This window comes from Streptomyces sp. NBC_01257 (assembly GCF_035917255.1).
In the GTDB taxonomy this organism is placed as follows: Bacteria; Actinomycetota; Actinomycetes; order Streptomycetales; family Streptomycetaceae; genus Streptomyces.
This window is the reverse complement of record NZ_CP108472.1, coordinates 2,733,166-2,758,817: the sequence shown is the minus strand read 5'-3', so window position 1 is coordinate 2,758,817 and position 25,652 is coordinate 2,733,166. Positions and strand designations below refer to the sequence as shown.

At 71.8% G+C, this 25,652-nt stretch carries 22 protein-coding genes; 12 read left to right on the top strand and 10 right to left on the bottom strand.

Annotated features, from left to right (window positions below):
- Nucleotides 1-139 precede the first annotated feature (139 nt).
- From OG408_RS11630 to OG408_RS11615, 4 genes are all read left to right on the top strand, one after another.
- On the top strand, nt 140-1,744 hold the full coding sequence (locus OG408_RS11630; protein WP_326669717.1) for an MFS transporter: 1,605 nt from the start codon (nt 140-142) through the stop codon (nt 1,742-1,744).
- Between the two features lie 77 nt (nt 1,745-1,821).
- Entirely contained in the window at nt 1,822-2,574 is a 753-nt protein-coding gene (locus tag OG408_RS11625) for a TetR/AcrR family transcriptional regulator (protein ID WP_326669713.1), read from the top strand.
- A 191-nt stretch (nt 2,575-2,765) separates the two neighbouring features.
- Nucleotides 2,766-3,791 carry an endonuclease/exonuclease/phosphatase family protein gene (locus OG408_RS11620; RefSeq protein ID WP_266778030.1) on the top strand — a complete coding sequence of 342 codons (1,026 nt, stop codon included), beginning with the start codon at nt 2,766-2,768 and terminating at the stop codon, nt 3,789-3,791.
- A 216-nt stretch (nt 3,792-4,007) separates the two neighbouring features.
- The gene (locus tag OG408_RS11615; RefSeq protein ID WP_285565192.1) at nt 4,008-5,219 is read left to right on the top strand and encodes an MFS transporter; all 1,212 of its coding nucleotides are present in this window, start codon (nt 4,008-4,010) and stop codon (nt 5,217-5,219) included.
- 123 nt (nt 5,220-5,342) lie between these two features.
- On the opposite strand, the gene OG408_RS11610 is transcribed toward OG408_RS11615, so the two are convergent.
- The 6 genes from OG408_RS11610 to OG408_RS11585 form a co-directional block, all read right to left on the bottom strand.
- Nucleotides 5,343-7,097, bottom strand: coding sequence for an NAD+ synthase (locus OG408_RS11610; protein ID WP_326669709.1), 1,755 nt, complete (start codon nt 7,095-7,097; stop codon nt 5,343-5,345).
- Between the two features lie 135 nt (nt 7,098-7,232).
- Nucleotides 7,233-8,801 (bottom strand): multicopper oxidase family protein, encoded by a 1,569-nt coding sequence (locus OG408_RS11605; RefSeq protein ID WP_326669707.1) that lies wholly within the window; start codon nt 8,799-8,801, stop codon nt 7,233-7,235.
- A gap of 64 nt (nt 8,802-8,865) precedes the next feature.
- Nucleotides 8,866-9,294 carry a DUF6153 family protein gene (locus OG408_RS11600; protein ID WP_266778022.1) on the bottom strand — a complete coding sequence of 143 codons (429 nt, stop codon included), beginning with the start codon at nt 9,292-9,294 and terminating at the stop codon, nt 8,866-8,868.
- Between the two features lie 103 nt (nt 9,295-9,397).
- Complete coding sequence (locus tag OG408_RS11595) at nt 9,398-9,823, bottom strand: CBS domain-containing protein (RefSeq protein WP_266778020.1); 426 nt, start codon at nt 9,821-9,823, stop codon at nt 9,398-9,400.
- A gap of 150 nt (nt 9,824-9,973) precedes the next feature.
- Nucleotides 9,974-10,660: a DUF305 domain-containing protein gene (locus OG408_RS11590; RefSeq protein WP_405402928.1), complete on the bottom strand. Its 687-nt coding sequence runs from the start codon at nt 10,658-10,660 to the stop codon at nt 9,974-9,976.
- Between the two features lie 23 nt (nt 10,661-10,683).
- Complete coding sequence (locus tag OG408_RS11585) at nt 10,684-11,361, bottom strand: DUF3105 domain-containing protein (protein ID WP_266778018.1); 678 nt, start codon at nt 11,359-11,361, stop codon at nt 10,684-10,686.
- Nucleotides 11,362-11,603: 242 nt separating this feature from the next.
- Here OG408_RS11585 and glnA point away from each other — a divergent pair, with 242 nt between their 5' ends.
- The 5 genes from glnA (at nt 11,604) to OG408_RS11560 (ending at nt 17,692) form a co-directional block, all read left to right on the top strand.
- On the top strand, nt 11,604-12,965 hold the full coding sequence (gene glnA / locus OG408_RS11580) for a type I glutamate--ammonia ligase (RefSeq protein WP_266778016.1): 1,362 nt from the start codon (nt 11,604-11,606) through the stop codon (nt 12,963-12,965).
- A gap of 118 nt (nt 12,966-13,083) precedes the next feature.
- Nucleotides 13,084-14,307 carry an NADH:flavin oxidoreductase gene (locus tag OG408_RS11575; RefSeq protein WP_326669704.1) on the top strand — a complete coding sequence of 408 codons (1,224 nt, stop codon included), beginning with the start codon at nt 13,084-13,086 and terminating at the stop codon, nt 14,305-14,307.
- Between the two features lie 104 nt (nt 14,308-14,411).
- Complete coding sequence (locus OG408_RS11570; RefSeq protein WP_326669702.1) at nt 14,412-15,632, top strand: saccharopine dehydrogenase family protein; 1,221 nt, start codon at nt 14,412-14,414, stop codon at nt 15,630-15,632.
- Nucleotides 15,633-15,753: 121 nt separating this feature from the next.
- Nucleotides 15,754-17,247 carry an APC family permease gene (locus tag OG408_RS11565; RefSeq protein ID WP_266778012.1) on the top strand — a complete coding sequence of 498 codons (1,494 nt, stop codon included), beginning with the start codon at nt 15,754-15,756 and terminating at the stop codon, nt 17,245-17,247.
- A 1-nt stretch (nt 17,248) separates the two neighbouring features.
- Entirely contained in the window at nt 17,249-17,692 is a 444-nt protein-coding gene (locus OG408_RS11560) for a universal stress protein (RefSeq protein ID WP_266778010.1), read from the top strand.
- Between the two features lie 34 nt (nt 17,693-17,726).
- On the opposite strand, the gene OG408_RS11555 is transcribed toward OG408_RS11560, so the two are convergent.
- A complete protein-coding gene (locus OG408_RS11555; protein WP_266778008.1) occupies nt 17,727-18,317 on the bottom strand; it encodes an acyl-CoA-like ligand-binding transcription factor in 591 nt (196 codons plus the stop codon).
- A 127-nt stretch (nt 18,318-18,444) separates the two neighbouring features.
- On the opposite strand from OG408_RS11555, the gene OG408_RS11550 reads away from it, so the two are divergent.
- Together OG408_RS11550 and OG408_RS11545 are read left to right on the top strand one after the other, a co-directional pair.
- Nucleotides 18,445-18,672 (top strand): hypothetical protein, encoded by a 228-nt coding sequence (locus OG408_RS11550; RefSeq protein WP_266778006.1) that lies wholly within the window; start codon nt 18,445-18,447, stop codon nt 18,670-18,672.
- Between the two features lie 186 nt (nt 18,673-18,858).
- Nucleotides 18,859-19,650, top strand: coding sequence for a putative protein N(5)-glutamine methyltransferase (locus OG408_RS11545; RefSeq protein WP_326669698.1), 792 nt, complete (start codon nt 18,859-18,861; stop codon nt 19,648-19,650).
- Nucleotides 19,651-19,699: 49 nt separating this feature from the next.
- Here OG408_RS11545 and OG408_RS11540 read toward each other — a convergent pair whose 3' ends face one another.
- A complete protein-coding gene (locus OG408_RS11540) occupies nt 19,700-20,215 on the bottom strand; it encodes a pyridoxamine 5'-phosphate oxidase family protein (protein ID WP_326669696.1) in 516 nt (171 codons plus the stop codon).
- Nucleotides 20,216-20,350: 135 nt separating this feature from the next.
- Here OG408_RS11540 and OG408_RS11535 point away from each other — a divergent pair, with 135 nt between their 5' ends.
- Nucleotides 20,351-23,344 (top strand): bifunctional [glutamine synthetase] adenylyltransferase/[glutamine synthetase]-adenylyl-L-tyrosine phosphorylase, encoded by a 2,994-nt coding sequence (locus OG408_RS11535; RefSeq protein ID WP_326669694.1) that lies wholly within the window; start codon nt 20,351-20,353, stop codon nt 23,342-23,344.
- 156 nt (nt 23,345-23,500) lie between these two features.
- Here the strand turns inward: OG408_RS11535 and OG408_RS11530 are convergent, their stop codons facing one another.
- Together OG408_RS11530 and OG408_RS11525 are read right to left on the bottom strand one after the other, a co-directional pair.
- Nucleotides 23,501-24,418, bottom strand: coding sequence for a phosphatase PAP2 family protein (locus tag OG408_RS11530; RefSeq protein ID WP_266786098.1), 918 nt, complete (start codon nt 24,416-24,418; stop codon nt 23,501-23,503).
- A gap of 135 nt (nt 24,419-24,553) precedes the next feature.
- Nucleotides 24,554-25,621, bottom strand: a complete 1,068-nt coding sequence (locus OG408_RS11525) for a LacI family DNA-binding transcriptional regulator (RefSeq protein ID WP_266777998.1) — start codon at nt 25,619-25,621, stop codon at nt 24,554-24,556.
- Between the last annotated feature and the right edge of the window lie 31 nt (nt 25,622-25,652).

The following is a 25,652-nucleotide window of genomic DNA, read 5'->3' as shown; positions in this document are numbered from 1 at the left end:
ATCGCTTCCATGGTGGCATCCCGGAGCCGTTCACGGGAAGTGGGCCCGCGCACCGGCCTGGCACCGGGTGCCGTACAGGCCCGGTAAAGACTTTCCAATACGAGACGGTCTCGTATCGAAATGGCGTTAGGCTCTCGGCATGTCCATACCGTCCGGCGCTCCCGTCGCCGTGCCCCAGGTCCCCGAGGCGGTCCACCGCCGCCGCTGGGCGATCCTCGCTGTTCTGATGTTCAGCCTGCTCATCGTGGTGCTCGACAACTCGATCCTGAATGTCGCGGTCAAGACGATCGCCTCGCCCTCGCCCACCGGTCTGGGAGCCACCCAGAGCGAGCTGGAGTGGGCCATCAACTCCTACACCCTCGTCTTCGCCGGACTGCTCTTCACCGCGGGCCTGCTCGGCGACCGCATCGGCCGCAAGAAGGTCCTGCTCTTCGGCATCGTCCTGTTCGGCCTGGGCTCCGCCCTCGCCGCCATGTCGGGATCGCCCGGTGAACTCATCACCTGGCGCGCCGTGATGGGCTTCGGGGCCGCCTTCGTGATGCCGGCCACCCTCGCCGTCCTGATGAACGTCTTCGAACGCGACGAGCAGCCCAAGGCCATCGGCATCTGGGCCGGCAGCGTCGGCCTCGGCATCGCGATCGGCCCGATCACCGGCGGACTGCTCCTGGAACACTTCTGGTGGGGCTCGATCTTCCTGGTCAACGTGCCCGTCGTGGTCGTCGCGCTGATCGCGATGGTGATCCTCGTACCGGACTCCAGGGACCCGAAGCCGGGCCGGCTCGACCCGGTCGGCGTGGTGCTCTCCATCATCGGCCTGGTGCTGCTGGTGTACGGCATCATCCGCGGCGGCGAGCTCGCCGACTTCACCGACGCCTCCGTGCTGCTGCCGGTCATCGGCGGCCTGGCCGTCCTCGTCGTCTTCGTCCTGCACGAGAAGCGCAGCAGCAGCCCGGCCATCGACGTCTCGTACTTCCGCAAGCCGGCCTTCTCCGCCGCCGTCGCCGCCATCGCGCTGGTCTTCTTCGCCCTCATGGGCGTGACCTTCTTCTCCGCCTTCTACATGCAGAGCGTGCGCGGCTGGAGCGCCCTGCAGTCCGGGCTGCTGATCCTGCCGCTGGCCATCGCGCAGATGATCTTCGCCCCGCGCGCCCGGCTCGTCGTCGAGCGATTCGGCGCCCGTGCCGTGTGCACCGTCGGCATGCTGCTGGTCGCCGGCGGACTGGCCGCGTTCGTCCTGTTCGACGCCACCACCCCGGTCTGGGTGATGTGCGTGGTCTTCTTCGTCCAGGGCACGGGCATGGCCCATGTGATGCCGCCCGTCACCGTCGCCGTGATGCAGGCGCTGCCCCGCGAGAAGGCCGGCTCCGGCTCGGCCGTCAACAACACGTTCCGGCAGGTCGGCGGCGCCCTCGGGATCGCCGTCCTCGGCTCGGTGCTGTCCACCGTCTACCGCGGCGACATCGAGGGTCACCTCGACGCGGTCCCGGCCGCGGCCAGGGACGTGGCCGGGGAGTCGATCGAGGCGACACTCGGTGTCGCGGAGAAGATGGGCCCGGCCGGCACCCCGCTGGTCGCCGCCGCGCACGACGCCTTCCTGAGCGCCATGCACGTCACGGCGATCGGCTCGGCGTGCGTCGCCCTCGTCGGAGCGATCGTGGTCGCGCTGTTCCTGCCGGGCAGGCCGCCCGCCGGGCAGCCGCCCGCCCAGGAGGAGGAGGCGGTTCCCGCGCGTGCCGCGCGCTGAGACCGGCAGCCGCACACGGCCGGCGGCGGGCGTCGCCCGCGTCGGCGAGAATCGGGGGCGGCGAAAGGTGGTTTCACGTGCAGGCTCAGGCACCGGACCGGGACGGCCGGGCCCCCGGCGAGCAGGACCGGGGGGCCCGCGACGGCCGGGAGCGGGACCCCCGGGTCCCCGGCGACCGGGACCAGGAACCCCGCCCCGGCGACGATTCGGAGCCCCGCCGCGGCCGCCCGCGCAGCGCGGCGGCCGAGCGGGCCATCCTGGACGCCGTCGTCGCACTCCTGGAGGCCGGCGAACCCCTCGCCGGCCTCTCCATCGAGCGGATCGCCCGTACCGCCGGGGTCGGCAAGGCCACCATCTACCGCCGCTGGGCCGACAAGGAGGAGCTCTTCGTCGACGTCCTGCGCGACATCGAGCCCCCGGAACCCGAGGTCTCCGGCACCGGCGGCCTCGGTGACCTGCGGGTCCTGCTGGAGTCGATGCGCACCCGCGGTCTCGCCCAGCGCTCCTCGGTCCTGCTGCACAACGTCTTCGCGCAGATGAAGAGCCACCCCCGGCTGTGGGCCGAGTACCAGTGCACCGTGATCGCACCCCGCAGGGCCGCGATGCTCGCCGCCGTCGGCCGGGCCGTCACGGCGGGGGAACTGCGGGGCGACACGGACGTGGAGCTGATGGACGACCTGTTCCTCGGCCCCATGCTCGTACGCACCATCCACCGGCCGGACGCGCCGCTGCCCGAGGACCTCGCCGACCGCATCGTCCGCCTGCTGGTCGAGGGCCTCGGGCCCCGCCACGGCGCCGCACCGCCCGGTGAGGGCACCGGCCGCGGCTGACGCGCCCGGGCCCGGTCGGATGTGATCGTTCTGTCACAAGCACCCCCGAACCACCCCTGGCCGGAACCCGCCGTACCGTCCGGGTCGTCCTCGTGGCAGTACGGTCGTCGCCGACGGCCGGAAAGGCATCGCCCATCGCCTAGGGTCGTGAGGCGCGGCGATGTGTACGGCAAGGCAGTGAGGACAGCGCGATGGTTCAGGCGTACAGGACGGACACCGGAAACGGCGGCGCGGAACCGCAGCGCTCCGGCTCCCGTTTCCAGGACCTGCGCGACAGACTCACCCGGGACCGGGGCATCTGGCGGCGCGGCATCGTCCTGGCCGGCTGCTCGCTCGTGCTGACCCTCGTGATGCTCCTGCACGCGCAGATCCCGAACACCATCGGCAACCTGGGCAGCCTCACCGAGACGTTCCTGCCGTGGTGCGCCGTCTTCGTCCCGCTGCTGCTGGTCCTGGGCCTGGTGCGCCGCTCGGCGACCGCGCTGATCGCCCTGCTGCTGCCGGTCGTGGTCTGGTTCAACCTCTTCGGCGGGCTGCTGCTCAACGACAAGTCGGGCAGCGGCGGCGACCTCACCATCGCCACCCACAACGTCAACGCGGACAACCCCGACCCGGCCGGCACCGCCCAGCAGGTCGCCGGCTCCGGGGCCGACGTCATCGCGCTCCAGGAGCTCCCCGGCGGCCAGGTGGCCCGGTACGAATCGGCGCTCGCCGACCGCTTCCCGTACCACTCGGTGCAGGGGACCGTCGGACTGTGGAGCAAGTACCCGATCAGCGACACCCGCCCGGTGGACATCAAGATGGGCTGGGTCCGCGCCATGCGGACCACCGTCACCACGCCCGAGGGACCGATCGCCTTCTACGTCGCGCATCTGCCCTCGGTACGGGTCAAGCTGCACGCCGGATTCACCGCCAGCCAGCGGGACCAGAGCGCGGACGCCCTCGGCGAGGCCATCTCCGACGAGCCGCTGGAGCGGGTCGCTCTGCTCGGCGACCTCAACGGCACCATGAACGACCGCTCGCTCAACGCGGTCACCTCCCAGATGCGCTCCACCCAGGGCGCGGCCGGTGACGGCTTCGGGTTCAGCTGGCCGGCGTCGTTCCCGATGGCCCGGATCGACCAGATCATGGTGAAGGGCGTCGAGCCCATGTCGTCCTGGACGCTCCCGGCCACGGACAGCGACCATCTTCCGATCGCCGCCCGCGTCAAACTCTGACGAAACGGTCCGTTTACCTCCGGGCGCACTTCGTCTGAGAGAATTTGTTCCGATCGGGAACAAGGCCGCCGGCGAAGAAGCCGGTCCGCCGCCGTGCGATCCGGCCCCGGCCGGCCCGCGCCGGCGCGCGTACGGCCGCGTTCCCTCCTGCCCTCCCGCTCCCGAAGGCCCGCCGGGCCGGAGCGCACGGGGCCCACTTCGGAAAGGTCTCTCTTCATGCCACTGGCACTGCTCGCACTCGCGGTGAGCGCCTTCGGCATCGGTACTACGGAATTCGTGATGATGGGCCTGCTGCCCAACGTCGCGGACGATCTGGGCACCTCCGTCCCCACCGCGGGCTACCTCGTCTCGGCGTACGCGATCGGCGTGGTGCTCGGCGCCCCGCTGCTCACCGCCGTCGGCTCCCGGCTCCCGCGGAAACGGATGCTCCTGCTGCTGATGGCGCTCTTCACCGTCGGCAACCTCGCCTCCGCGCTGGCCCCCGGCTTCGGCTGGCTGCTCGCCGGACGGCTGCTCGCCGGGCTGCCGCACGGCGCGTTCTTCGGCGTCGGGGCCGTCGTCGCCGCCCGGCTGGTCGCCGAGGGGCGCCAGGCGCGCGCCGTGGCGACGATGTTCCTCGGCCTGACCGTCGCCAACATCGTCGGAGTCCCGGCCGCCACGCTGCTCGGCCAGCACCTCGGCTGGCGGGCCACGTTCCTCGTGGTCGCGGTCATCGGGCTGTGCGCGATGGCCGCGCTCGCCCGCCTCGTCCCCCCGATCCCCGTCGAGGCCCACCAGAACGTGCGCCACGAACTGCGCGCCCTCGGCAACCGCCAGGTCCTCCTCGGACTCCTGACCGCGGTCTTCGGCTTCGCCGGGGTCTTCGCCGTGTACTCCTACCTCTCGGCGATGACGACCGAGGCGATGGGCTTCGGGGAGTCCTCCGTCACCCTGGTGCTGGCGCTCTTCGGGATCGGCATGACCCTCGGCGCACTCGCCGCGGGCCCGCTCACGGACCGGGCGCTGCGCCCCACGCTGTACGGGTCACTGGGCGCGCTCGCCGTGATCCTGGCCGTCTTCCCGTTCGCCGCCCATGTGCAGTGGGCCGCTCTGGTGATGGTGGTGCTGCTGGGCGGGGTCGGCTTCATGACGACCACGCCGCTGCAGATGCTCGTCATGAACAAGGCGAAGGACGCCCCGACCCTGGCGTCCGCCTCCAACCACTCCGCGTTCAACCTGGCCAACGCGGGCGGTGCGTGGCTGGGCGGTGTGGCCATCGCGGCAGGCTGGGGCTGGACCTCCCCGGCCCTGGTCGGCGCGGTCCTGGCCGTGGCGGGACTCGCGGTCGCGGTCACGGCGGGCGTCCTGGACCGGGAGCGCACCCCGTCGAGGGTGGTGGCCCGGGCGTCCGAACCCGCCCCGCGGAAGTCCGCGGCGGACGCCCACTGACCGGGCCGCATCGGGCCCACGCCCCGGCAGAACCGAGCCCACGCCCTGCAAATCAAGCCCGTCCGGCGATTGAGGACAAACCCTCGGCCGGACGGGCCCGCGGCCATACACCGCCCCCCGGCGTCAGCCGGACTCGCGCCACCGGTTCGTGATCGGCAGCCGCCGGTCCTTCCCGAAGCCCTTGGGCGAGATCTTCGTCCCCGGCGGGTACTGCCGCCGCTTGTACTCCGCGGTGTCCACCATCCGCAGCGTCTTCGCCACCAGCGCCTCGTCGAACCCGGCCGCGACGATCGCGTGCAGCCCCTGGTCCCGGTCGACGTACATCTCCAGGATCCGGTCCAGCACGTCGTAGTCGGGCAGCGAGTCCGTGTCGACCTGCCCCGGCCGCAGCTCGGCGCTGGGCGGCTTGGTGATGGACGCCTCCGGGATCGGCGGGGTCTGCCCGCGCTCCTCGGCGGCCCGGTTGCGCCACTTCGCCAGCCGGAAGACCGACGTCTTGTAGACGTCCTTGATCGGCCCGTACGCGCCGACGGAGTCGCCGTACAGCGTCGAGTAACCGACCGCCAGCTCCGACTTGTTGCCCGGCGCCAGGACGATCTGGCCCTCCTGGTTGGACACGGCCATCAGCATCGTGCCGCGCAGCCGCGACTGCAGGTTCTCCTCGGCGAGACCGGTGAGCCCCAGCGACCCCATGTACGCGTCGAACATCGGCTCGATCGGTACGGTCCGGAAGTTCAGCCCGGTACGCCGCGCCAGCTCGGCCGCGTCGCCCTTGGAGTGGTCCGAGGAGTACTTCGACGGCATCGAGATGCCGTACACGTTCGGTGCGCCGAGCGCGTCGCAGGCGATGGCCGCGACCAGCGCGGAGTCGATCCCGCCGGAGAGCCCGATCAGCACACTGCTGAAGCCGTTCTTCGCCGCGTACGCCCGCAGGCCCACCACGAGCGCCGAGTACAGCTCCTCGTCGTCGTCGAGCCGGTCCGCGTACCCTCCGGCCAGCTCCGCCTCGTACGGCGGCAGCGGCTTCTCGGAGAGGACCACGTGGTCGATCCGCAGCCCGTCGTTCACCACGCCCGCCGGCGCCTCGGGCGAGGCGGCCGGCAGGTCGAGGTCCAGGATCACGCTGCCCTCGGCGAACTGCGGTGCACGGGCGATGACCTCGCCCTGCTTGTCGACGACGATCGAGTCCCCGTCGAAGACCAGCTCGTCCTGGCCGCCGATCATCGCGAGGTACGCGGTCGTGCAGCCGGCCTCCTGGGCCCGCTTGCGGACCAGTTCGAGGCGGGTGTCGTCCTTGTCCCGCTCGTACGGCGAGGCGTTGACCGACAGCAGCAGACCCGCTCCGGCGGCGCGCGCGGCCGGAACCCGGCCGCCGTCCTGCCAGAGGTCCTCGCAGATCGCGAGCGCCACATCCACGCCGTGCACCCGCACGACGGGCATCGAGTCGCCGGGCACGAAGTACCGGAACTCGTCGAAGACGCCGTAGTTGGGCAGGTGGTGCTTGGCGAAGTTCAGCGCGATCTGCCCGCGGTGCAGCACCGCGGCGGCGTTCCGCGGGGACCCGGCGGGCTGGCCGTAGCGGGGCGCGGGGAACTCGGAACGGTCGAGGTAACCGACGACGACCGGGATGTCCCCGAAGCCCTCCGCGTCCAGGCGGGCGGCGAGCGCACGCAGCGCGTCCCGCGACGCCTCGACGAAGGACGACCGCAGGGCCAGGTCCTCGACGGGGTAACCGGTCAGCACCATCTCGGGGAACGCCACCAGATGGGCGCCCTGTTCGGCGGCGTGCCGGGTCCAGTGGACGATCGACTCGCTGTTCCCGGCGAGATCGCCGACGGTCGAGTCGATCTGATTCAGTGCGAGGCGTAGTTGAGGCACGCCGCCCAGTGTAATCGTCTGACTGACGCGATGTCCTGGCGGGCCCGCGCGAAAAGTGCTGGGAGGGTGCCGGAGATCTCTGCCGCGAGCCCGGTCAGGATCTCCGGCACCCTTCCGGGCCCGCCGGGCGGACGGTCAGCGGCGGTAGCCGAGGACCGTCATCATGCCCGCCTCCGCGTGGTACAGGTTGTGGCAGTGCAGCATCCACAGGCCCGGGTTGTCCGCGTCGAGGTCGACCGTGAGCGTCTGCCGGGGCAGCACGATCGCGGTGTCCTTGCGGGCCCCGGACGCGCTGCCCGCCAGCGCGAAGGTGTGCCCGTGCAGATGGACGGGATGCCACATCGCGGTCGTGTTCCGGAACTCGATCCTGACCCGCTCACCGGCCTGCACCGGATGGCGCTGGTCGGCGGTGTACGGCTTCCCGTCGAAGGCCCAGTCGTACGCCGCCATGGAACCGGTCAGCCTGATCCGCACCGTCCGGTCGGGCGTGCGGCCGGACAGCGCCACGGACCGGTCCGGGACCAGCCGGTCAGCCGTCACCAGCTCACCGTCCAGTTCCTTCGGCCGCACAGCCGCGCCGGGTGCCGCGCCGCTCCCGGTCCGCAGCAGGGCCAGCGCGGTGGCGTCCTTGCCCTCGGCCAGCGCAGTCAGCGGGAACACCCCGTCGCCGGCGGTGACCAGCACGTCGTACCGCTCGCCCATCCCCAGCAGCAGGGCGTCCGTCGCGGTGTGCCGGACGGGGAAGCCGTCGGTGTGCGTCACCGTCATCCGGTGGCCGCCGAGCGCGATGCGGAAGGCGGTGTCGCCGCCCGCGTTGATGATCCGCAGCCGGATCCGGTCGCCCGGCCGGGCCGTGAAAGCGCTGGGGTCCTGGGGCGTACGGCCGTTGACCAGGTAGTACGGATAGCCGACGTCGCCCGCGTCGCCGCCCAGCAGTTCGCTGGTGGCGCCCATCAGCATGCGGGACGGGCCGCCGTCGCCGGACGAGGACGGCGCGGGCATGGCGTGCCCGCTGTGGCCGCTGCCGCCGGTGAGCTCCCTGAGCACCGCGTCGGGGGTTGAGCCGTCCACCCCGTCGAGCCAGTCGTCGAGGACGACGACCCACTCCTTGTCGTAACTCAGGGGCTCCTTCGGGTCCTCCACGATCAGCGGCGCGTACAGGCCGCGGTCCAGCTGGACGCCCGAGTGCGGGTGCACCCAGTACGTGCCGGGGTCCGGCACCGCGAACCGGTAGGCGAAGCCGGCGCCCGGCTCGACGGCGCGCTGGGTCAGTCCCGGCACCCCGTCCATGTCGTTGCGCAGGGCGAGCCCGTGCCAGTGCAGGGAGGTCGCCTGCGGCAGGTGGTTGGCGAGGGTGAGGGCGAGCGTGTCGCCCGCGGTGACCCGGATCTCCTGTCCGGGAAGCCGGTCCCCGTAAGCCCAGGAGCTGACGGTGCGCCCGCCGCCCAGGTCGAGCCGGGACGCGGTGGCGGTCAGGGCGACCTTGCGCTCGGGGCCGGCGCCCCGCCGCTTCTCGGCCGCCGCGACCTCGGGGCCGCCGGGGGAGACGTACCCCTCGGGGGCGGCGGTGCCGGAGGGGGCGCCGTGGTTCATGGCGGAGTGGTCCGGGGTGTCGCCGCGGCCTGCGCAGGCGGCGAGAACTCCCGTACCGGCAACGGCGAGGGAAGCGCCGAGCACGGCGCGTCGGGTGTGCTGTGCGGGCATGACTGAGTGCACCTCAAGGATGTGTCGGTGTGCTGAGGACGGACGGGGGGCGCTGAACGCCCGCCTATATCCGCAGCACCGACAGACCGGTGAGGACGGCCTTGCGAGGTCTGGGCGGGGGAGGGGGCCGCGGCATCCGCGGTGCGCGGGCGGCGGCGGATCCGGGGGACCCGGCGGCGGACCGGCGTGCCACCAGCAGCGTGGTGAGCAGGGCGAGCCCCCAGCTGCCCAGCACGGCCAGGCAGACGGACATCGGATCCATGCCGTGGGCCGGCGCGGGATGCCCGTGCCCCGCGGCCACCGCCGGGAGGCGGTCCGCGGCGGTGTGCGCCCCGTCGGCCGTCGTCCCGGCCATCGGGTGCGACATCCGCACCGATGGAACCGGACCGGTGTGCTCCGCCGGGTGCCCGACGGTGTGCATGGTGAAGATCCCGAAGAGCAGCGCGGCGAACAGCAGCAGCCGCCCGCAGGTCGCACTCCTCGTCCCGGACATGCCGGCCACCCTACCCCCACCGGGTATATGAACGGCGATGGCCCGTCACCCCGCGCGCGGCGGGAGGACGGGCCGTCGTACCGGTCGCACCGGCGGTGCGCGGTCAGCTTCGGGAGTAGACCTTCTCCGCCCAGCCGGCGATCTGGTCGTCGGAGAGGTGCTGGGCCAGATCGGCCTCGCTGATCATGCCGATCAGCTTCTTGTTCTCGACCACCGGCAGCCGCCGGATCTGGTGGCTCTGCATCTCCTCCAGCACCGCCTCCACACCGGCCTCCGCGTCGATCCACCGCGGCGTGCCCTGGGCGAGGTCGCCGGCGGTCGTCTTCGACGGATCCCGGCCCATGGCCACGCAGCCGACCACGATGTCGCGGTCCGTGAGGATGCCGATCATCCGGTCCTGATCGCCGTTCTCGGAGATGGGCAGCGCGCCCACCTTGTGGTCGCGCATCATCTGGGCGGCGCGGTCGAGGGTCTCGTGTGCCGGGATCCAGGTGGCGCCGGTGTGCATGATGTCCTTGGCGGTGGTCATGGGGACTCCTCCTGCGTGCCGATGGGCACTGCCGTAAGACCCCGAGCGAACCCATCGTCATGGGCCCGTTCGGAGTACGCGACCGCTATCACCCATTCGGGTGTATCTGCGAGGAAAGGGAACCTTCCGGCGCAAAGCGGCGTACGGGTGTCAGGACCGCGGCGCGGACCCGCGTTCCGCCAGCATCCCGGCCATCACGTCCAGCTCGGACCGCTGGGCCTCGACCATGCCCCGGGCCAGCCGCTTCTCCACCTTCACGGTGCACAGCTCCGCGCAGCCGCGGGCCATGTCGACACCGCCCTTGTGGTGGTCGGTCATCAGCTGGAGGTAGAGGATCTCTGCCTGCCTGCCACTCGCCCGGCGCAGTGCCGCGAGTTCGGTCCGGGTCGCCATGCCGGGCATGAGGGCCCCGTCATGGGCTCGGTAACCGCCCCCGTCCATGCCCGGCATCCCGGCCATGTCGTGGCCCTCGTGCCCGCCGCCGGCCATCCAGGCCATCGGCTCCTGCCCGGTGGCCGCCTTCGGCAGCTCCCACAGGTCCAGCCAGCCGAGCAGCATGCCCCGCTGATTGGCCTGCGTGTTGGCGATGTCGTACGCGAGCCGGCGCACGTCCTCGTTCTCCGTGCGGTCACGCACGATGAAGGACATCTCCACGGCCTGCTGGTGGTGGACCGCCATGTCCCGGGCGAACCCGGCGTCCGCGGAGGCTGACGCCGGAGTCGCCGCGGCGGGGGCGGCGGTGTGGTGGCCCGCCCCCTCGTCCCGCGCCGAGGCGACCGTCGCCGCCCCCGCGAACAGCGCCGCGAGCGCGACGGCGGAACCCGCCGCCCACCGCACGCGCCGGCCACCTTGCGTCACGGTCACGGAGCCGCCAGCCCGCCGGTGCACGCGGCACCCGGCTCGGGAGTCTGCGGGCCCTGCACGTACTTCGCGAAGAACTGCGCCACCCTGGGGTCGTCGGCGCTGTCGACCGTGACCTGCTTGCCCCAGGCGCTCAGCATGAGGGTGCCGTCCTGGTCCTTGTACGGGCTCATCAGCGAGTACGGGGTCTTCGCGACCCGCTCGGCGAGCTTGTCCACGTCGGCGGCCGAGGCCTTGTCCGTGTAGGTCACCCACACCGAACCGTGCTCCAGCGCGTGCACGGCGTTCATGTCCGGGATCGCCTTTTTGTATACCTCGCCGTCGCAGTTCATCCAGACGGGGCTGTGGTCACCGCCGACCGGAGGCTTCATCGGGTACGAGACGGTCTCGGTGACGTGGTTGCGGGTCAGCTTCTTCGCGTCCCACGTCTTCTCGCCCTTGACCGGCCCGTCGGCCGGCTGCTCCTCCTCCGTCCCGGACTGCTTCGCGTCCTTGGCGTCCGCGGCCTTCTGGTCCGCCGAGGCCTCTGACCTGTCGAGCAGCGTGTACGTACCGAAGGTGACGAGACCTGCGACGACGACGGCGCTGAGGCTTATGACCAGCACCCGGGTGCGGCGGTCTCGCGCGCGGTCGGCGTTGCGCATCTGCTCTATGCGGGTCCTGCGGTCGAAGCTCATGTCGTGGGTCCTTCTGCGAAGGGTCGATGAGGGGCGGAACGGGTCGGGAAGGCGGTGTGCGCGGGGCAGTTGCGAGGCCGCCGCACCCCTTGCACGCCATGGCCGACGATCGTAGTGGGTGGCCGAGTGCTCCATCTCACGTCGGGTGCGTAATCTGGGTGAAATCCGGGGTCGTGATACTGGAGTGCCTCCCCTACCCCCGGCGGTGGTGCACGGACCGTCTGAACTGCAAGGATGTGGCTATGGACAAGCAGCAGGAATTCGTCCTCAGGACACTCGAGGAGCGCGACATCCGGTTCGTCCGGCTGTGGTTCACCGACGTGCTGGGTTACCTCAAGTCCGTGGCCGTGGCCCCTGCCGAGCTGGAACAGGCGTTTGACGAGGGAATCGGCTTCGACGGCTCGGCCATCGAGGGCTTCGCCCGGGTGTACGAGTCGGACATGATCGCCAAGCCGGATCCGGGTACGTTCCAGATCCTGCCCTGGCGCGCGGAGGCCCCCGGCACGGCCCGGATGTTCTGCGACATCCTGATGCCGGACGGCTCGCCCTCCTTCGCCGACCCGCGCTACGTGCTCAAGCGCATCCTGGCCAAGACCTCCGACCTGGGTTTCACCTTCTACACCCACCCGGAGATCGAGTTCTTCCTGCTGAAGGACAAGCCGGTCGACGGCAGCCGGCCGACCCCGGCCGACAGCTCCGGCTACTTCGACCACACCCCGCAGAACGTCGGCATGGACTTCCGCCGCCAGGCGATCACCATGCTCGAATCCATGGGCATCTCGGTCGAGTTCAGCCACCACGAGGGCGCACCGGGCCAGCAGGAGATCGACCTGCGGTACGCGGACGCGCTGTCGACCGCCGACAACATCATGACGTTCCGCCTGGTCATGAAGCAGGTCGCGCTGGAGCAGGGCGTGCAGGCGACGTTCATGCCGAAGCCGTTCTCGGAGTACCCCGGCTCGGGCATGCACACCCACCTCTCCCTCTTCGAGGGCGACCGCAACGCGTTCTACGAGTCCGGCGCCGAGTACCAGCTCTCCAAGGTCGGCCGCTCCTTCATCGCGGGCCTGCTCAAGCACGCCGCGGAGATCTCCGCGGTGACCAACCAGTGGGTCAACTCCTACAAGCGCATCTGGGGCGGCTCCTCCCGCGCCGCGGGCGCCGGCGGCGAGGCCCCCTCGTACATCTGCTGGGGCCACAACAACCGCTCCGCGCTGATCCGCGTCCCGATGTACAAGCCCGGCAAGACCGGCTCGGCCCGCGTCGAGGTCCGCTCCATCGACTCCGGCGCCAACCCCTACCTCACCTACGCGGTGCTCCTCGCCGCGGGCCTCAAGGGCATCGAGGAGGGCTACGAACTCCCGGCCGGCGCCGACGACGACGTCTGGGCCCTGTCGGATGCCGAACGCCGCGCGATGGGCATCGAGCCGCTGCCGCAGAACCTCGGCGAGGCGATCTCCCTGATGGAGAAGAGCGAACTGGTCGCCGAGACCCTCGGCGAGCACGTCTTCGACTTCTTCCTGCGCAACAAGAAGCAGGAGTGGGAGGAGTACCGCAGCGAGGTCACGGCCTTCGAGCTGAAGAACCTGCTGCCGGTGCTGTAGGCGCGTTCGACCCCTGTGGCCCCTGCCCGGACCGACCCGGGCAGGGGCCACACGTCTGTCCGGTTCCCCGTCGTCCCTGTTGCTGACTATTCGTCAGTTCTCTGCGATGCTGCGCGCCATGGCGGACGGACCGGGAGTGGCGGGGAGTGCGGGGGAGGCGGCCGGGCGTGGGCCGGATGTGATGGGGCCGGGGCGGCTGGGGCCGTTGCGGCTGCGCAACCGGGTGATCAAGGCCGCGACCTTCGAGGGCGTCACCCCCGATGCGCTGGTCACCCAGGAGCTCATCGACTACCACCTGCGCCCCGCCGAGGGCGGCGTCGGCATGACCACCGTCGCCTATTGTGCGGTGTCGCCGGAGGGCCGTACCGAGCGGCGTCAGCTGTGGATGCGGCCCGAGGCGCTGCCGGGGCTGCGCCGGCTGACGGCGGCGGTGCACGGGACCGGGGCCGCCGTCTGTGCGCAGCTGGGGCATGCCGGGCCGGTGGCCGACGGGCGTTCCAACAAGGCGGCCTCCCTCGCGCCGACGGCCGGATTCAACGCCCTCAGCATGCGGCGCAACAGGGCCGCCACCGCCGAGGACATCGACCGGGTCGTCCGGGCCCACGCCGACGCGGCGCTGCTGGCGGCCGAGGCCGGGTTCGACGCGGTGGAGATCCATCTCGGGCACAACTACCTCGCGGGCGCCTTCCTCAGCCCCCGTCTGAACAGCCGCACCGACGCCTTCGGCGGCTCCCTGCGTGCCCGGGCCGCCGTGGCGCTCGGTGTCACGCGCGCGGTGCGCGAGGCGCTGGGCGACCGGATCGCCATCACCGCCAAGCTGAACATGAAGGACGGGGTGCGCGGCGGGCTCACCCTGGACGACAGCCTCCAGGTCGCCCGCTGGCTGGAGGAGGAGGGCAGCGTCGACGCCCTCGAACTGACCGCGGGCAGTTCCCTGCTGAACCCGATGTACCTCTTCCGCGGCGACGCCCCCGTCCGCGCGTTCGCGGCCAACTTCCCGTTCCCGCAACGCCTCGCCATCCGCGCGGTCGGCGGCCGCTTCTTCCGTACGTACCCCTACCGGCCGCTCTACCTGCTCGACGCCGCCCGGCAGTTCCGCGCCGCGCTCCGGCTCCCGCTGATCCTCCTCGGCGGGGTCACCGACCGGCAGGGCATGGACCGCGCCATGGCCGAGGGCTTCGAGTTCGTCGCGATGGCCCGCGCCCTGCTGCGTGAGCCGGACCTGCTGCACCGCATAGGCGGGGACGCCTCCACCCGTTCGCTGTGCATCCACTGCAACCGCTGCATGCCGACCATCTACACCGGCACCCACTGCCCGGTGATCGGGGAGACGGCGAGCTGAGCGGTTCGGGCGGTGGTGTTCCGGACACCCCCGGCCGGTTGCGCGCCCCCGTGCCCCTGGGCTGCTAGCGTCCCCACTCCGCCGGACCGAAGGAGTGGTGTCCCATGCGTGTCCTCCTGGTCGGAGCGGGCGGTGTCGGCACGGCGATCACCAGGATCGCGGCCCGCCGTCCGTTCTTCGCCCACATGACGGTCGCCGACTACGACCTCGGACGGGCCGAGAGCGCCGTCGCGGCGCTGGGGGAGCGGGGCGACCGGTTCGGCGCCGTCCGGCTGGACGCATCGGACCGGGCGGCGGTGGCGGCGGCCCTCGACGAGCACCGCTGCGACGTCCTGCTCAACGCCACCGACCCCCGCTTCGTGATGCCCCTGTTCGAGGCCGCTCTCGGACATGGCGCGCACTATCTCGACATGGCCATGTCCCTGTCCCGGCCGCACCCCTCCCGTCCGTACGAGGAGTGCGGGGTCAAGCTCGGGGACGCCCAGTTCGAACGGGCCGCGGAGTGGGAGGCCGCCGGACGGCTCGCGCTCGTGGGCATGGGGGTGGAGCCCGGGCTCTCCGACGTGTTCGCCCGGTACGCCTCCGACGAACTCTTCGACGAGATCGACGAGATCGGCATCCGGGACGGGGCGAACCTGACCGTGGACGGCTACGACTTCGCCCCGTCCTTCAGCATCTGGACCACCATCGAGGAGTGCCTGAACCCACCGGTCGTCTACGAGCAGGAGCGCGGCTGGTACACCACGGCCCCCTTCAGCGAGCCGGAGGTCTTCGACTTCCCCGACGGCATCGGCCCCGTGGAGTGCGTCAACGTGGAGCACGAGGAGGTGCTGCTCGTGCCGCGGTGGCTGAAGGCCCGGAAGGTCACCTTCAAGTACGGGCTCGGCGACGAGTTCATCGGGGTGCTCCGCACGCTCCACATGCTCGGACTCGACCGGACCGACCCCGTGTCCGTACCGAGCGACATCGGACGGGCCGCCGTCTCGCCGCGTGACGTGGTCGCCGCCTGTCTGCCCGACCCGGCCGGACTCGGCGAGCGGATGCACGGGAAGACCTGCGCGGGGACCTGGGTGAAGGGCCGCAAGGACGGGCGGGCGCGCGAGGTCTACCTCTACCACGTCGTCGACAACCAGTGGTCGATGCGGGAGTACGGCTCCCAGGCCGTCGTCTGGCAGACCGCGATCAACCCGGTGGCCGCCCTCGAACTCGTCGCGCGCGGGGTGTGGAGCGGCAGCGGGGTGCTCGGGCCCGAAGCCATGCCACCGCGCCCGTTCCTCGACCTGCTGACCGAGTACGGCGCACCGTGGGGCCTGCGCGAGCAGTGATCCGTGGTGCGTACATCCGCTGAACGGCGGGCCTGTCGAATGTGCGCACCCGGAATCGCCTCAATAGCATGAGAAACGCACATTCCACATTCTTCCGGGCCCGTGACCGTAGCGAGGGCGCATGGCAGAGGACCTTGCCGGACCGGCGCGGCCGGCGACACTGAAGGCCAACGCGATCGGCTTCGTCGACGCGCTCGTCATCGGGCTGAACGCCACCTCCCCGGCCTACTCCGTGGCGGCCGTCATCGGGCCGATCGTCGCGCTCGTCGGCATCTACGCACCCGGAGTGCTCTTCGCCTCCTTCGTGCCGATGCTCTTCATCGCCTCGGCCTTCTACTACCTGAACAAGGTCGACCAGGACTGCGGGACGACGTTCTCCTGGGTGACGCGTGCGATGGGCCCGTGGACCGGATGGCTGGGGGGATGGGCCATCACGATGACCGGGGTGCTCGTGGTGGGGTCCCTCGCGGACGTCGCCGTCAGCTTCGGTCTGCTGGCCGTCGGCCTCGACAGCTGGGCCGACAACACCTTCGTACGGCAGCTGCTCACCGTGCTGCTGATCATCGTGATGACGGGCCTGTGCGTCATCGGCACCGAACTCTCGGCCAAGGTGCAGAACGTGCTGATCCTGGCCCAGGTCGCCTTCCTGCTCGCCTTCGTCGTCGTCGCGCTCTACCGCGTGTACGCGGGCACGACCTCGTTCGACTCCATCCACCCGTCGGCCGGGTGGCTCAACCCCTTCGGCGCCGGCGGCGCGGCCCTCACCAGCGGCCTGCTGCTCGGCGTGTTCATCTACTGGGGGTGGGAGTCCGCCGTCAACCTCACCGAGGAGGTCGAGGACTCCGCGACCGCGCCCGGCAAGGCCGGTGTGTGGTCCACCGTCATCCTGCTGGTGACGTACCTGTCCGTCGGCTTCGCGGTCGTCGCCTTCGCCGGAACGGCCTATCTGGCCGAGAACGCCGGCGAGGAGGAGTTCGTCTTCGCCCTGCTCGCCCGCGAGGTCATGGGCGGCTGGGACTGGATCGTGCTGCTCGCGGTCGCCACCTCCGCGCTCGCCTCGACCCAGACCACCATCATCCCGGCCTCCCGCACCGCGCTCTCGATGGCCCGCCGGCACGCCCTGCCCGCGCACTTCGCCCGCATCAGCCCGCGGTTCCGGACCCCCGACGTGAGCACCTGGTGGGTGGCCGGCATCGCCATCGCCTGGTACCTCGTCGTCAACCAGATCAGCGAGAACGCCCTCTTCGACTCGCTGACGGCCCTGTCCCTGCTGATCGCCTTCTACTACGCCCTGACCGGGGTGGCCTGCGCGGTCTACTACCGCCGCCATCTGACCGAGAGCGTACGGAGCTTCCTGCTCATCGGCCTCGGCCCGGTGGTCGGCTCCGGGCTGCTGACCTGGCTGCTCGTGCGGTCCGTCATCGACATGTCCGACCCGGCGAACTCCTACAGCGGCACCTCGTGGTTCGGCCTCGGCCCGCCGCTCGTCATCGGTATCGGCATCAGCCTGATCGGTGTGGTGCTCATGGTGGTGTGGCGGCTGCGGTCGTCGGTGTTCTGGAACGAACGGCGCGGTGTGGTCGACCCCCGCCTCGTGCACGGTGAGGAGCGCTGAGATGTCCGTCGTCCTCGGCTACGACGAGTCGCCCGGCGCGGCCCGGGCCCTGCGCATCGCGATCGAGGTGGCCGCCGCCTACGGCGAACCCCTCGTCCTGGTCTACGGGGCGGCGCCGCCCGGTCCCACCGGCGAGGAGTACCGGGCCGCCTACGACGCCGTCCGCCAGGCCGGGCGCTCGGGCCTGGAGCGGGCGCTCGCCGCGGCCGGAGAGGCGGGCGTGCCGGCCACCGTCGAGGTGATCGACCGCGCCCCGGCCCAGGCCCTGATCGAGGCCGCCGCGCGGCACGGAGGGCGCGTCATCGTGGTGGGCAGCTGGGGCGAGAGCCCGATCCGCGGAGCCCTGCTCGGCTCCACCCCGCACAAGCTCCTGCACCTGTCGACCGTGCCCGTGCTCTGCGTGCCGACGGAGGCGGAGACGGAGGAGGCGGCCACGGGAGAGTGAGGGGACAGTGAGGGCGGCCGCCGGGTGTCCGCTCTCAGGCGAAGCTCCGGCCCATCTCGTCCAGGATCTCGTCGATCACCTCGGCGGGCTCCCGCGCCAGATCCTCCTCGATCCACATCCGCATCGCGATCCGCAGCGAGGAGAGGAACGCCGCCGCCAAAACGAGCGGGCGGACCGGCTCCCCGGAACCGTTCGGACGGGCCGCCACCGCCTCGGCCAGATCGCGCTCCAGTGCGGCGTGGTTGGCGAGCTGGCGGGCCAGCAACGAAGGATGGCGCATGGCGAGCCGGGTCCGGACGGCCCACTCGCGCTCCGGGGGCGCGACCCGCTCGCCGAACTGCCGCACGGCCGCCCGCAGCGCCGTCCAGGCGCTCTCCTCGGCCGGCCGCTCGCGCACGGCCCGCACCAGCTCCCCGATCTGCTGCTCCTCGCCGTGCAGCAGGGCGTCCTCCTTGCCCGTGAAGTAGTTGGAGAACGTTCTGCGGGAGATCCCGGCCGCGTCCGCCACGGCCTCCACCGTGACCTGGTCGAAGCCGTGCTCGACGGTCAGCCGCAGGGCCGCTTCGTGCACGGCCTGCCGGGTGGCTTCCTTCTTGCGTTCCCGCAGTCCCACAGGGCGTTCCATGGCAGCCATTATCCGCCGGTCCGAGCAGCACACCGCCTCGTCAATGCGCTGGACCGGACCTGTCCTGTCACCGACAATGGCGGTACGGCCGCCATTGTCGGAGCGGACCGTGGACGGGGGACGACCGATGACCGAGGTTCTCGTTGTGCTCGGACTGCTGTTCACCACGATCGTCTTCCTGGTCGTGAAGCTGACGCTGAAGGAACGGCGGCGCCGGACGGAGAACTTCGACGGCCAGCAGATCGAGCGCCACCACAGCGCGGAGATCCGCGACATCAGGGCCGCCAACACCTCGATCGCCGTCCACAACCGCCTCATCGACGGCGGCAACGACTGGCGGCCCCGGAAGCGCTGAGCGCGGCCGGAAGGGGCCCGGAGCCGGGCTGAGGTAGTCTTCGCTTCCCCGCACGGGGACGTACCGAAGGAGGTGGGACCCATTACCGCTGTATCAGGCCGGGTGCTCCCCTCCCACGATCGCGTGGCCGGCCGGACGTAACCGGTCGCGGAGCACCCCTCGGCGTTTCCCGAAAGGCTCCGCTCCATGCCGGTCCCCCTGTCACCGCTCGCCCTCTCCTCCCTCGTCACCACCCTCCGCTCCGCCGGCTGCGTCTTCGCCGAGGACGAGGCTGAGCTCATCGCCGCCACCGCGGACCGCCCCGCCGAACTCGCCGCCATGGTGGAACGGCGCGTCTGCGGCCACCCCCTGGAACACGTCCTCGGCTGGGCCGAGTTCAGCGGACTGCGGATCGCCGTCGACCCCGGTGTCTTCGTTCCCCGCCGCCGCACCGAGTTCCTGATCCACCAGGCCGTGGCCCTGGCCCCGAGCCCGGCCGTCGTCGTCGACCTCTGCTGCGGCTCCGGCGCGCTCGGCGCCGCGCTCGCCGCCGCCCTGGACGGGGTCGAACTCCACGCCGCCGACGTCGAACCCGCCGCGGTGCGCTGCGCCCGCCGCAACGTCGGCGGCCTCGGCCGGGTCTACGAGGGAGACCTCTTCGACCCGCTGCCCGGCGCCCTGCTCGGACGCGTCGACGTGCTCCTCGCCAATGTGCCGTACGTACCGACCGGCGATGTCGCCCTGCTGCCCGCCGAGGCCCGCGTCCACGAGCCGCTCGTCGCCCTCGACGGGGGCGGCGACGGCCTCGACGTGCTGCGCCGGGTGGCCGCCGAGGCGCCGCGGTGGCTGGCCCCCGGCGGCAGTCTGCTGGTGGAGACCAGCGAACGGCAGGCGGCACGGGCCGAGGAGACCGTGCGCGGCAGCGGACTGGTCCCGCGCGTCGTCACCTCCGACGAGCTGTACGCCACCGTCGTCATCGGGACCCTGCCGGCCTCCTGAGCCGGGAACCCGAACGGGCCCGTGCACCGGGCCCGTTCGGACCGCCCGCTCAGACGAAGCGCCACCGGGTCTGCGTGAACGGGTCGCCCTTGCCGAAACCGAACACCGTGCGCGGGGACACCGCGAAGACCTCGGCCCGGTTGCCCTGCGCACCCACGAACACGCCGTCGGCCACGTCGAAGCGCCAGTCCGGCCCGTACTTCTCCTCCCACACCTGCGCCAGCCGGGCCAGCGCCTCCCCGTCGGCCACCCGCTCCGCCCGGCCCTCGACGACCACGTCGTACCCCGCCGACCAGGAATTGGTCCCGGTCGTCAGGACCACCTCGTCGTTGGCCGCCAGGTTGCGGGCCTTGCGCTCGTCGGCGCCCGTGCAGAAGTGCAGCGCGCCCTGCCACCAGACACCGATCAGCGGGGTGACGTGCGGGCGGCCGTCCGGGCGGACCGTGCTCAGCCAGTACAGCTCGGCACCGGACAGCAGCCGCCGCGCGTCCTCCCAGGCGGCGGGTGCCGCCCCCGGGCTGCTGTAGCGGGGGTCCAGCTCGGCGACGGGCTCGGGTGCGGACATGGTCGGTCCTCCTGGTCGGTCCTGAAAGCGATGCTGCCTGCGAAGTACGGACTGCGCACCCGCTCCGTATTCATCGGTGCGCGGCTAGGCTCGTAGAAGTGGCAGGTGATCGGGCGGCGAGCAGGAGAGCGCGGAATGACGACGTTGCCGGGGCGCAGGAGCAGCACCTTCACCCGACTGCTGCGGCACGGTTTCACCGACCCGTCCGCCGCCGAGCGGCTCCTCGACCTGCCGGATCTGTCCTCCGTACGCTCCGACCCCGTCCTCCTCGAAGCCCTCGGGGCCACCGCCGACCCCGACCTGGCGCTGCGCGGCGTCGTGCGGCTCGTCGAGGCGGAGGAGGCCGACGAGCGGCAGATCCTGCTGGACACGCTCGTCACCGCCAAGCCCCTGCGGGACCGGCTCCTCGGCGTTCTCGGCGCGTCCGAGGCACTGGGCGACCACCTGGCCCGGCACCCGCGCGACTGGCAGGCCCTCGTCACGTACGAGGCGGCCGATCTGCATCCCGGCGTCCCCGAATTCGAACGCGAGCTGGCCGGGGCCGACGATCCGGACTCGCTGCGCGTCGCCTACCGCCGCTGCCTGCTGTCGATAGCGGCACGCGACGTGTGCGGGACGACGGACGTCGCCGAGACCGCCGCCGAGCTCGCCGACCTGGCCACCGCGACGCTCCGGGCCGCGCTCGCCATCGCCCGCACGGCAGCGCCCGCCGACGCCGCGCAGTGCCGCCTGGCCGTCATCGCCATGGGCAAGTGCGGCGGCCACGAGCTGAACTACGTCTCCGACGTCGACGTCATCTTCGTCGCGGAACCTCTCGACGACGCCGCGGAGAACGGGGCCGTCCAGGCGGCCACCCGGCTGGCCGCCCACATGATGCGGGTCTGCGCCGACACGACCGTCGAGGGCACCATCTGGCCCGTGGACGCCAACCTCCGGCCGGAGGGCCGCAACGGGCCGCTGGTGCGCACGCTCAGCTCGCACCTCGCCTACTACCAGCGCTGGGCCAAGACCTGGGAGTTCCAGGCGCTCCTCAAGGCCCGGCCGGTGGCCGGCGACCCCGAGCTGGGCGCCGAGTACGTCGAGGCCGTCTCGCCCCTCGTGTGGCAGGCCGCCGACCGCGACAACTTCGTCCCCGACGTGCAGAAGATGCGCCGCCGCGTCGTCGACACCATCCCCGCCGACCGCGTCGAGCGCGAGATCAAGCTCGGCCCCGGCGGGCTGCGGGACGTCGAGTTCGCCGTCCAGCTGCTCCAGCTCGTGCACGGCCGCAGCGACACCACCCTGCGCAGCGGATCGACCCTGGAGGCCCTGGGCGCGCTCGCCGAGGGCGGCTACGTGGGACGGGTGGACGCCTCCCAGCTGGACGACGCCTACCGCTTCCTGCGCGAGATGGAGCACCGCATCCAGCTCTACCGGCTGCGCCGCACCCACCTGGTGCCGGAGGACGAGCCGGACCTGCGCCGGCTCGGCCGCTCCCTCGGCATGCGCACCGACCCCATCGCCGAGCTGAACCAGGCCTGGAAGCGGCACGCGTCCGTCGTGCGGCGGCTGCACGAGAAGCTGTTCTACCGGCCGCTGCTGGACGCCGTCGCCCAGCTCGCGCCCGGTGAGTCCCGGCTCAGCACCAAGGCCGCCGCGCACCGGCTCGAAGCCCTCGGATACGAGGACCCGGCGGCCGCCCTGCGTCACCTGGAGGCGCTGTCGTCCGGGGTCTCCCGCAAGGCCGCCATCCAGCGCACCCTGCTGCCGGTGCTGCTCGGCTGGTTCGCCGACTCCGCGGACCCGGACGCCGGACTCCTCGGCTTCCGCAAGGTGTCCGACGCGCTCGGCAAGACCCCGTGGTACCTCCGGCTGCTCCGCGACGAGGGCGCGGCGGCGGAGAACCTGGCACGTGTCCTGTCCGCAGGCCGGCTCGCCCCCGACCTGCTGCTGCGCGCCCCCGAGGCGGTCGCGATCCTCGGCGACCCGCAGGGGCTGAAGCCGCGCGGCCGGGACGCCCTGGAGCAGGAGGTACTGGCCGCTGTGGGGCGGGCCGAGGACGCCGAATCGGCGGTGGCGGTGGTGCGAGGAGTGCGCCGGCGCGAACTGTTCCGTACGACGTCCGCGGACCTCATCGGCTCCTACGGCACCGAGGAGAGCCCCGCCGAACCCGACCCCGGGGCGCTCGTCGACCGGGTCGGCACCGCCGTCACCGACCTGAACGCCGTCACGATCGCCGGGGCGCTGCGCGCCGCCGTCCGCGCCGAGTGGGGCGACACCCTGCCCACCCGGTTCGCGGTGATCGGCATGGGCCGCTTCGGCGGCCACGAGCTCGGATACGGCTCCGACGCGGACGTCCTGTTCGTGCACGCGCCCCGCGAGGGCGTCGACGAGCAGGAGGCCGGCCGGGCCGCGAACCGGGTGGTCGCCGAGATGCGCAGGCTGCTCCAGCTGCCCACCGCGGACCCGCCGCTGATCATCGACGCCGATCTGCGCCCCGAGGGCAAGACCGGGCCGATGGTGCGCACGCTGAAGTCGTACGAGGCGTACTACCGGCGCTGGTCGCTGGGCTGGGAGAGCCAAGCCCTGCTGCGCGCCCAGCCGATGGCCGGCGACGCGGACCTGGGCCGCGAGTTCATCGGCCTGATCGACCCGCTGCGGTATCCGGTGGAGGGGCTGGGCGAGGACGCCGTCCGTGAGATCCGGCGGCTCAAGGCCCGGATGGAGTCCGAACGGATGCCCCGCGGGGCGGACGCGACCCTCCACACGAAGCTGGGGCGGGGCGGGCTCAGCGACGTCGAGTGGACGGTCCAGCTGATGCAGATGCAGCACGGCTGGGCGGAGCCGGGCCTGCGGACCACCCGAACGAGGGAGGCGCTGGCGGCGGCGTGCGCGGCGGAGCTGATCTCCGGGGAGGACGCGCAGACGCTGGACGAGGCGTGGGTGCTGGCGACGCGGGTCCGCAACGCGGTGATGCTGGTGCGCGGACGGCCGGGCGACACGTTCCCCTCCGGGCCGCGCGAGCTGACCGCGGTGGGGCGGTATCTGGGGTACGAGCCCGGGCATGTCGGGGACATGCTGGACGACTACCGGCGGATCACGCGGCGGGCCCGGGCGGTGGTGGACGAGCGGTTCTACGGGGCGGCGTGAGGGGGCCCCTTGCGGGGCCGGGTTCCTGGGGTGGCGCTGTGCGGGTGCGGGTGCGCCGGGGTTTCGGGGCTCTGCCCCGGGCCCCGCTCCTCAATCGCCGGAGGGCTTGATTTGCGCCCTGCCGGAGGGGCTTGATCTCCGCCCCGGCCCCGCTCCTCAGTCGCCCGACGGGCTTGAGGCGGCCGCTGCCTTCTGGTGGAAGCGCGGGCGCCTGGTCACCGCGGCCAGGCGGGGGCGGCGGGCCGGTTTCGGGGGGATCAGCTTCGGCAGGTGGTGCGGCAGCGCTCCGTACCAGGCGTACGTCACCGCGTAACCGAAGGCCAGGCACGCCATGCCGCCCACCGCGTCCAGCCAGAAGTGGTTCGCCGTCGACACGATCACGAGCAGGGTCACGGTCGGGTAGACCAGGCCCAGGATGCGCGCCCACGGGGCGGAGGCCAGTGCGAAGACGGTCAGGCCGCACCACAGCGACCAGCCGATGTGCATCGACGGCATCGCCGCGTACTGGTTCGACATCTGCTTGAAGTTGCCCGACGCCATCGAACCCCAGGTCTGGTGGACCATGACCGTGTCGATGAAGTGGCCGCCGTTCATCAGCCGGGGCGGGGCCAGCGGATACAGGTAGTAACCGAGCAACGCCACCGCCGTGGTCGCGAACAGCGCCAGCCGGGCGGGTGCGTAGCGGCCCGGGTGGCGTCGGAACAGCCAGATGAGCACCCCGATGGTGACGACGAAGTGCAGTGTCGCGTAGTAGTAGTTCATCGACACGATCAGCCATGTCACCGAGTTGACCGCGTGGTTGACCGACTGCTCGAAGGCGATGCCCAGGAACCGTTCGACCGACCAGAGCCAGTCGGCGTTGGAGAGCGCCGCGGCCTTCTGCTCGGGTACGGCGTTGCGCACCAGTGAGTACAGCCAGTAACTGACCGCGATCAGCAGGATTTCGAACCAGATGCGGGGCCGCCGGGGCGACCTCGGGGACCGCAGTCCCGCCAGGCCCCGGTCGAGCAGTCTGCCGACCCGGTTCCCGCCGCCCTGCTGCCGTGTGTTCGCCTGGGGAGCCGCCTCGTTCACGATGGGTGACGGGGTGGCCTCCGTGCGGCCTTCCTGTCGTTTCACGCTCAATTCACCCATAGGCACAGAGTCTGCCAGATTTGCCCCCTCCGCCCGATGATCCTCCGGTCGGGGGCGGGCTGCACGTCCTGCGGGTTACGAACGCGCGTGGGATCCTGGAACGGCCGGAGCGCCGGAGGCCGCGCCAGGGCCGGGTCCCGCAGCCGTCGAGCCGCGGACGACCAGCTCCGGCATGAAGACGAACTCGCTGTGCGGGGCGGGTGTGCCGCCGATCTCCTCCAGGAGCGTGCGCACCGCGGCCTGGCCCATCGCCGTCACCGGCTGCCGGATCGTGGTCAGCGGCGGATCGGTGAACGCTATGAGCGGGGAGTCGTCGTAGCCGACGACCGACAGGTCCCGCGGTACGTCCCGGGAGAGCCGGCGGGCGGCGCGGATCGCACCGAGCGCCATCATGTCGCTCGCGCACACCACGGCCGTGCAGCCCCGCTCCATCAGCGCCGAGGCGGCGGCCTGGCCGCCCTCCAGCGTGTACAGCGAGTGCTGGATCAGCTCCTCGACCTCGTCCGCCGTGAGTTTCAACTGCTCCTGCATCGTGGCGTGGAAGCCCTCGATCTTGCGGAGCACGGGCACGAAGCGCTTCGGGCCGACCGCCAGGCCGATCCGGGTGTGGCCCAGCGACACCAGGTGCGTCACCGCCAGCCGCATCGCGGCCCGGTCGTCCGGGGAGATGAACGGCGCCTGCACCTTGGGGGAGAAGCCGTTGACCAAGACGAAGGGGACACCCTGGGCGCGCAGTTGTTCGTAGCGCTGCATGTCGGCCGAGGTGTCGGCGTGCAGTCCGGAGACGAAGATGATCCCGGAGACGCCGCGGTCGACCAGCATCTCCGTGAGCTCGTCCTCGGTGGAGCCGCCGGGGGTCTGGGTCGCCAGCACCGGGGTGTATCCCTGTCGCGTCAGAGCCTGGCCGATGACCTGGGCGAGCGCCGGGAAGATGGGGTTCTCCAGCTCGGGCGTGATCAGGCCGACCAGGCCCGCGCTGCGCCGGCGCAGCCGGACGGGCCGTTCGTAGCCCAGGACGTCGAGCGCGGCGAGGACGGATTCGCGGGTGGCCGCAGCAACACCGGGCTTGCCGTTCAGTACACGGCTGACCGTAGCTTCGCTGACCCCCGCCTGAGTTGCGATATCGGCAAGCCGTGCGGTCATGGGAATGGACTGTACCGGGAGTGGGTCGGAT